This window comes from Streptomyces sp. NPDC054847 (assembly GCF_053610925.1).
On sequence record NZ_JBSGZJ010000342.1, the window covers coordinates 1 to 7,750 of the forward strand.

The following is a 7,750-nucleotide window of genomic DNA, read 5'->3' on the forward strand; positions in this document are numbered from 1 at the left end:
GCCTCGGGCCGCGCCCTCTTCGTGTTCCTGCCCTGCTACACCCAGGTGTCCAGCCACATCCGGTTGCGCCACTCGTCGACCGGGATCGGGGTGCCCGTGTAGATCGGCCAGAAGTAGATGAAGTTCCAGACGATCAAAAGGACCAGTACGCCCGCGCCGATCGCGCCGATCGCACGGCGGCGTTCGTCGGAGCCGGGCGGGCCGAGGATCGCGCCGATCATCATCGCCACCGCGAGGCACAGGAACGGGACGAACACGACCGCGTAGAAGAGGAAGATCGTGCGCTCCTGGTACATCAGCCAGGGGGCCCAGCCCGCGGCGAACGCGCACAGGATCGCGCCCGCACGCCAGTCGCGGCGGAAGAGCCAGCGCCACAGGGCGTAGCAGATCGCGAAGCAGGCGGCCCACCACAGGAGCGGGGTGCCGAGGGCGAGGACCTCCGCGGCGCACTTGTCGACCGCGTCCTTCGGGCAGCCCTCGACACCCGGCTTCGGGTCCTCGTAGTAGTACGAGACCGGGCGCCCGAGGACCAGCCAGCTCCATGGGTTGGACTCGTAGGTGTGGCCGGACGTCAGGCCGACGTGGAAGTCGTAGACCTGGTTCTCGTAGTGCCAGAAGCTGCGCCACCAGTCGGGGAAGAGCCAGCTCCAGTCGCTGTCCTTGCCTGCGCCGGTGGAGGCCCAGTTGCGGTGGTAGCCCTTGTCCGTGACCAGCCACCCGGTCCACGAGACCATGTAGGTCACCAGCGCCACCGGCACGACGGAGACGAAGGCGGGGACGAGGTCCTTCTTCAGGACGGCGAGGTACGGCTGGACCGCGCCGGCCGTGCGGCGCGAGCCCACGTCCCACAGCACGGTCATCAGGCCGAAGGCGGCCATGATGTACAGCCCGTTCCACTTGGTGCCGGCCGCCAGGCCCAGCATCACTCCGGCCGTCAGCCGCCACGGCCGCCACCCCAGGCGCAGGGTCTCCGCGACACGGGCGTCCGGACGCAGCCTGCCGTCGTCGTCCTCCGGCAGCGCCGCCGCGAGCTTCTGTCGTGACCGGTCGCGGTCGAGCACCAGCGCGCCGAACGCCGCCAGCACGAAGAACATCAGCACCAGGTCGAGCAGAGCCGTGCGGCTCATCACGAAGTGCAGGCCGTCCACGGCCAGCAGCAGACCCGCGAGGCAGCCGAGGAACGTCGATCGGAACAGCCGCCGGCCGATGCGGCAGAGCATCAGCACCGACAGCGTGCCCAGCACCGCGACCATGAAGCGCCAGCCGAAGGGCGAGAAGTCGAACATCTTCTCGCCGAGGCCGATGATCCACTTGCCGACCGGCGGGTGGACCACGTAACCGGGATCGGTGGGGACCGCGACGGCCGACGGATCGTTCAGGATCGACTTGTCGACGTTCTTGGGCCAGCTGCCCTCGTACCCCTGGTTGATCAGCGCCCAGGCGTCCTTGGCGTAGTACGTCTCGTCGAATATCACCGCATGGGGCTGTCCCAGGTTCCAGAACCGCAGCAGGCCCGCGACCAGGGCGACCATCAGCGGTCCGCCCCACGCGGCGATGCGGAGCAGCGGTTCCACCGCCCGCGGCGGGATGCCGAAGACCGCCCACACCTGCCGGGACGGCCGGGTGAAAGGCGGCACCAGCCGGTCCCGTAGCCCGATCACTGGCCGGGGCGTGTAGCCGAATCGGCGCAGCCGGCTCTCCCAGCCGGGCGGCTGCTGTTCGGCGTCGTCCTTGCCCCGCAGGGGCTGTGGCGCGGTACTGGTCACCGCGCCATCGTAGGGAACACGGCTGTGCGATCGGTGCTCGGCAGTGCTGGGAGGATGGCGAGTGTGACTGGAACGCTGGTACTCGCAGGGACGCCCATCGGTGATGTCGCGGACGCGCCGCCCCGGCTCGCCGCCGAACTGGAGGGCGCCGACATCGTCGCCGCCGAGGACACCCGGCGGCTGCGCCGGCTGACCCAGGCCCTCGGTGTGCACACCCGGGGCCGGGTCGTCTCCTACTTCGAGGGCAACGAGGCGGCCCGTACACCGGAGCTCGTGGAGGCGCTGGCCGGCGGGGCACGGGTGCTGCTCGTCACCGACGCGGGCATGCCCTCCGTCTCCGACCCCGGATACCGCCTGGTCGCCGCCGCAGTGGAGAAGGACATCAAGGTCACCGCCGTACCCGGCCCGTCCGCCGTGCTGACCGCTCTCGCGCTGTCGGGGCTGCCGGTGGACCGCTTCTGCTTCGAGGGTTTCCTGCCCCGCAAGGCGGGTGAACGGCTCGGCAGGCTCCGGGAGGTCCAGGGCGAGCGCCGCACGCTCGTCTACTTCGAGGCCCCGCACCGCCTCGACGACACGCTCGCCGCCATGGCGGAGGTCTTCGGAGAGAGCCGCAGGGCCGCCGTCTGCCGCGAGCTGACCAAGACGTACGAGGAAGTGAAGCGCGGCGGCCTCGGCGAGCTGGCGGCCTGGGCCGCGGAGGGCGTCCGCGGTGAGATCACCGTCGTCGTCGAGGGCGCGCCCGAGTCCGGGCCGGAGGAGCTCGGCGCGGACGAGCTGGTGCGCAGGGTCCAGGTGCGGGAGGAGGCGGGGGAGCGGCGCAAGGAGGCCATCGCGGCGGTCGCCGCGGAGGCGGGGCTTCCCAAGCGGGAGGTCTTCGACGCGGTCGTCGCGGCGAAGAACGCGGCTCGACCCGCGTAGGCGGGGGATAAAGGTCTATCGTGAAAAGCAAAGCGCAGACCGTGTCCTGACCGCTTTTCCGTATGGAAAATCCCAAGACCGCTCAATCGATCGACAGGCGCTGGTGCGCTCCCGCCGGAAAAGGCGTCCACTTGGATCAGGTGGAGAGGAGCTGGCATGAGTGAGACCACAGGACCCGCGAAGGTGCACGAGGAGTATTCCTTCGCGTGCATGCGCTGCGGGCACGGCTGGGAGCAGTCCTACGACATCGAGCACCACGTCGATCCGTCGGGCCAGGAATTCGTCGTCTACAAGTCGGACGGGCGGCGGGTCCCTTCGCCGCTGTCCAGCCCGACCTGTGTCAACTGCGGCGGTCACGTCGTAAGGATCATGCGGGCGGGGCGGGTCTCCACGGTGCAGAACCTGATGGGCCTGACCGAGACCGGTTCCACCGTCGCGGGCGCCGTGCCGCAGGTGTCCCCTGCGGGGGCGCTGCCGGGCGAGGAAGTGCCCGATCCGCGGGTGGACCGGCCCGCGGACCGACCCACCTCCTCCGCGCCGCCGCCGTCCGGGTCGACGGCGGAGGAGGCCGTCGCGGAAGGCGGGACGGGCGGGGATGCCGCGCCCGAGGAGCACCACTGGCACCTCTCCGACCTGCTGCACCCCTTCCACCACCGCAAGTGAGCGACCGGGGGCGGATTCCGTAGGATCGCGCCCATGAGTTCGAAATCCGCACCGCCGCCGCTGCCCGAACCGCTCGGTGTCGCGGTCGCCGATTCGCACACCCACCTGGACATGCAGGAAGGCACCGTCGAGGAGGCCCTCGCCAGGGCGGCCGCGGTCGGTGTGACGACCGTCGTCCAGGTGGGCTGCGACATCAAGGGCTCCCAGTGGGCCGCGGAGACCGCCGCAGCGCACCGCGAGGTGCACGCAGCCGTCGCCCTGCACCCCAACGAGGCGCCGAGGATCGTGCTCGGGGACCCTGACGGCTGGTCGCGGCAGGGGGCACGGGACGCGGGCGGGTACGCGGCGCTCGACGACGCCCTCGCCGAGATCGACCGGCTGGCCGCCCTCGACGTGGTCAAGGCCGTCGGCGAGACGGGACTCGACCGCTTCCGCACCGGCCCCGAGGGAATGGCCGCGCAGGAAAGGTCGTTCCGGGCGCATATCGAGATCGCGAAACGGCACGGCAAGGCGCTCGTCATTCACGATCGCGAGGCGCACGCGGATGTGCTGCGCATTCTTGCGGAGGAAGGCGCGCCGGAGCGCACGGTCTTCCACTGCTATTCGGGCGACGCGGAAATGGCCGAAGTCTGCGCGGCCGCCGGTTACTTCATGTCCTTCGCCGGCAATGTGACCTTCAAGAACGCGCAGCCGCTGCGTGACGCGCTCGCCGTCGCGCCCGCCGATCTCGTGCTGGTCGAGACGGACGCGCCGTTCCTCACCCCCGCGCCGTACCGCGGACGGCCCAACGCGCCGTATCTGATTCCGGTCACGCTGCGGGCCATGGCGCAGGTCAGGGGGACCGACGAGGACACGCTGGCGGCGGCGATCGCGGCCAATACCGCCCGGGCGTTCGGCTACTGACCCGATCCGGGCGACCTCACCCGCCCGCAACGCTGAGTGTTCGCGTCGCTTTGGAGAGCGACCAACGCTCCGCTACTGTCCGGTGCCACTTGGCTGACCGGACCTTACGGAGCGTCGTGAGCGTGAGTAATTCGCAGGGCAGTCACCGTGCGGCGCGCGGCTCACGCCGTGCCGGTGCCCGGCCTCCGGCGGAGGCCGGTGCCGACCGGGCCACCGTGGCGCCGTACGGCAGCGCGCCGCAGCCGACGGCCGTGGACGGCCGGGCCGTGGCGCCTCGAGGGGCGGCGTACGCGCCGACCCTGCCGTACCTGGACCGCGGGGCGCTGACCCTCGTGGACCCGGACGCGGGCACGGTCCCGGCGGGAGCCGTCCCGTCGCACCGCCGGGCGGCCGTGGCGCAGGCGCCCACCCTGCCGTACGTGGATCTCCGGGAGGCGGGCGTCGCCGAGGAGCCGGTACGCCGCGCGCGGGCGCGACGCGGTGGCTCCCGGCGCCGCCGGCCCGCGGAGCGGCCGGACACGCTGCGGCGGCTCGTCCCGCAAGCCCTCGTCGTCGTCTTCCTCGCCGGCGGGACGACCGCGTTCGTGGCCGACGACAAGGCCGTCCGGCTCACCGTCGACGGCGTGCCGCGGACCATGCACACCTTCGCCGACGACGTGGCCGAACTCCTCGAGGACGAGGGCCTCGACCTGCGCCCCCATGACGTCGTCGCCCCCGGCCCCGAAGCGGACCTCGACAGCGGCGACGAGATCACCGTCCGCCACGGCAGACCGCTGAGACTCACCCTCGACGGACGGACCGGCGAGGTGTGGACCACGGCCACCACCGTCGGAGCGGCCCTGCGGGAACTGGGCGTGCGCGCGGAGGGCGCGTACCTCTCCGTGCCGCCTTCGACCCGGATCCCGAGGACCGGCCTGGCGCTGGACGTGCGCACCGAGAGGGCCGTCACGTTCATGGCAGACGGACGCGAACGCACCATCCGCACCAACGCCGCCACCGTGGGCGAAGCCCTCGGCGAGGCGGGGATCGTGCTGCGCGGACAGGACGCCACCTCCGTGCCGCCCGGCGGCTTCCCCCACGACGGCCAGACCGTCACGGTCACACGGATCACCGGCAGCCGTGAGGTACGCGAGGAACCGATCGGCTTCGCCGTCGAGAAGACCCTGGACCCCGCGCTCTTCACGGGTACCGAGGTCGTCGTGCGGCAGGGACGGCCGGGCGTGCGCCGGGTCACGTACGCCCTGCGGACCGTCGACGGCGTACGCCAGAAACCGCGGCGGACCGCCACGGACGTCGTGCGCGAACCCGTCACCGAGCGCGTGAAGGTCGGCACCGGGCAGCCGCCGTCCTCGGTACGCGGGGCGGACGGGCTGAACTGGGCGGCGCTCGCCGAGTGCGAGTCGGGCGGGCGGCCGGGCGCCGTCGACCCCTCCGGCACCTACGGCGGGCTGTACCAGTTCGACACCGCGACCTGGCACTCCCTCGGCGGCACCGGGCGTCCGCAGGACGCGCCCGCGGAGGAACAGACGTACCGGGCGAAGAAGCTCTATGTGCAGCGGGGGGCGAGTCCGTGGCCGCACTGCGGCCGTAGGCTGTATCGGTGAGCACCACTGATCCCGACGCACTCCTCGGCCCCGCCGACATCCGCGAGCTGGCCGCCGCGCTGGGCGTACGCCCCACCAAACAGCGCGGCCAGAACTTCGTCATCGACGCCAACACGGTCCGCAGGATCGTGCGCACGGCCGAAGTGAAGCCCGACGACGTGGTCGTCGAGATCGGCCCCGGGCTCGGCTCGCTGACCCTCGGGCTGCTCGAGGCCGCCGACCGGGTCGTGGCCGTGGAGATCGACGACGTGCTCGCCGGCGCGCTGCCGGCGACGGTCGCCGCGCGACTGCCCGACCGGGCCTCGCGGTTCTCGCTGGTGCACTCGGACGCGATGCACGTGCAGGAGCTCCCCGGGCCGCCGCCGACCGCGCTCGTCGCGAACCTGCCGTACAACGTCGCCGTACCGGTCCTGCTGCACATGCTCGACCGCTTCCCGACGATCGAGCGGACGCTCGTCATGGTCCAGGCCGAGGTCGCCGACCGGCTGGCCGCCGGCCCCGGGAACAAGGTGTACGGCGTGCCCTCGGTGAAGGCCAACTGGTACACCGAGGTCAAGCGCGCCGGGTCGATCGGCCGCAATGTCTTCTGGCCCGCGCCGAACGTGGACTCCGGCCTCGTCTCCCTGGTGCGCCGGACCTCGCCGGTGGCGACGACCGCCTCCAAGACGGAGGTCTTCGCGGTCGTCGACGCCGCCTTCGCCCAGCGCCGCAAGACGCTGCGCGCCGCGCTCGCCGGATGGGCCGGATCACCGGCCGCGGCGGAGCAGGCCCTGGTGGCGGCGGGTGTGTCGCCGCAGGCACGGGGCGAGTCGCTGACCGTGGAGGAGTTCGCGCGGATCGCGGAGGCGAAGAAGTGAGCGTCACGGTACGGGTGCCGGCCAAGGTCAACGTCCAGCTGGCGGTCGGCGGGGCGCGCCCCGACGGCTTCCACGACCTGGCCAACGTCTTCCTGGCGGTCGGCCTCCACGACGAGGTGACGGTACGGCCGGCCCCCTCCCTGAGCATCACCTGCTCCGGCCCGGACGCCGGGCAGGTCCCCCTGGACCGCACGAACCTGGCCGCGCGGGCCGCGGAACTGCTGGCGGCCCGCCACGGCATCTCGCCCGACGTCCACATCCACATCGAGAAGGACATTCCCGTCGCCGGCGGCATGGCGGGCGGCAGCGCGGACGGCGCGGGCGCGCTGCTCGCGTGCGACGCGCTCTGGGGCCTCGGCTCCTCGCGTGACGAACTGCTCGCCATCTGTGCGGAGTTGGGTAGCGACGTGCCCTTCAGCCTGGTGGGCGGGGCGGCGCTCGGCACCGGCCGCGGCGAGCGGCTGACCGAGCTGGAGGTCGGCGGGACGTTCCACTGGGTGTTCGCGGTGGCGGACGGCGGGCTCTCCACGCCCGCGGTGTACGGGGAGTTCGACCGGCTGAACGAGGGCCGCGCCGTTCCGGAGCCGGAGGCCTCGGCGGCGCTCCTCGACGCGCTGCGCACGGGGGACGTCCTCGCTCTGGCGGACGCCGTCTCCAACGACCTCCAGCCGGCGGCCCTGTCCCTGCGTCCGTCCCTCGCGGACACCCTCGCGGTCGGTGTCTCCGCGGGGGCGCTCGCCTCGCTCGTCTCGGGCTCCGGCCCGACGACGGCGTTCCTCGTCAAGGACGAGGATGCGGCGGAGGCGGTGGCGTCTGCGCTGCTCGCGTCGGGCACGTGCCGGGCCGCGCGGGTTGCGGGGGCGCCGGCGGTGGGGGCGAGGGTGGTCGCGGGCGGGGCGTGACCGCTGCGCTTTCCCCACCCCGCCCCTTCCCGAACCCGGGCTCCGCCCGGACCCCGAACCCGGGCTCCGCCCGGACCCCCGTGCGCGCTCCGTACCGGGCCGCCCGGTACCCCGTACCCGGGTTCCGCCCGGACCCC

At 72.7% G+C, this 7,750-nt stretch carries 7 protein-coding genes; 6 read left to right on the forward strand and 1 reads right to left on the reverse strand.

What is annotated here, in order from left to right; all coding sequences use genetic code 11:
• Window positions 1–35: 35 nt before the first annotated feature.
• Window positions 36–1,766: a dolichyl-phosphate-mannose--protein mannosyltransferase gene (locus tag ACWGH4_RS26465; RefSeq protein WP_453465371.1), complete on the reverse strand. Its 1,731-nt coding sequence runs from the start codon at window positions 1,764–1,766 to the stop codon at window positions 36–38.
• Between the two features lie 63 nt (window positions 1,767–1,829).
• On the opposite strand from ACWGH4_RS26465, the gene rsmI reads away from it, so the two are divergent.
• The 6 genes from rsmI (at window position 1,830) to ACWGH4_RS26495 (ending at window position 7,613) form a co-directional block, all read left to right on the forward strand.
• Window positions 1,830–2,684 (forward strand): 16S rRNA (cytidine(1402)-2'-O)-methyltransferase, encoded by an 855-nt coding sequence (rsmI, locus tag ACWGH4_RS26470; RefSeq protein WP_441264985.1) that lies wholly within the window; start codon window positions 1,830–1,832, stop codon window positions 2,682–2,684.
• Window positions 2,685–2,840: 156 nt separating this feature from the next.
• Window positions 2,841–3,347, forward strand: coding sequence for a hypothetical protein (locus ACWGH4_RS26475; RefSeq protein WP_441264984.1), 507 nt, complete (start codon window positions 2,841–2,843; stop codon window positions 3,345–3,347).
• A 33-nt stretch (window positions 3,348–3,380) separates the two neighbouring features.
• Window positions 3,381–4,250: a TatD family hydrolase gene (locus ACWGH4_RS26480; RefSeq protein ID WP_441264983.1), complete on the forward strand. Its 870-nt coding sequence runs from the start codon at window positions 3,381–3,383 to the stop codon at window positions 4,248–4,250.
• Between the two features lie 122 nt (window positions 4,251–4,372).
• On the forward strand, window positions 4,373–5,854 hold the full coding sequence (locus ACWGH4_RS26485) for a ubiquitin-like domain-containing protein (RefSeq protein ID WP_453465374.1): 1,482 nt from the start codon (window positions 4,373–4,375) through the stop codon (window positions 5,852–5,854).
• Window positions 5,851–6,711 carry a 16S rRNA (adenine(1518)-N(6)/adenine(1519)-N(6))-dimethyltransferase RsmA gene (gene rsmA / locus ACWGH4_RS26490; RefSeq protein ID WP_453465376.1) on the forward strand — a complete coding sequence of 287 codons (861 nt, stop codon included), beginning with the start codon at window positions 5,851–5,853 and terminating at the stop codon, window positions 6,709–6,711. Before ACWGH4_RS26485 ends, rsmA begins: the two co-directional genes overlap by 4 nt.
• Window positions 6,708–7,613 carry a 4-(cytidine 5'-diphospho)-2-C-methyl-D-erythritol kinase gene (locus ACWGH4_RS26495; protein WP_453465378.1) on the forward strand — a complete coding sequence of 302 codons (906 nt, stop codon included), beginning with the start codon at window positions 6,708–6,710 and terminating at the stop codon, window positions 7,611–7,613. The genes rsmA and ACWGH4_RS26495 overlap by 4 nt, the downstream gene beginning before the upstream one ends.
• Window positions 7,614–7,750: the final 137 nt, after the last annotated feature.

Coding starts and splice junctions, on each gene's coding strand:
- ACWGH4_RS26475 (WP_441264984.1), top strand. CDS start 2,841: ATGAGTGAGACCACAGGACCCGCGAAGGTGCACGAGGAGTATTCCTTC.
- ACWGH4_RS26480 (WP_441264983.1), top strand. CDS start 3,381: ATGAGTTCGAAATCCGCACCGCCGCCGCTGCCCGAACCGCTCGGTGTC.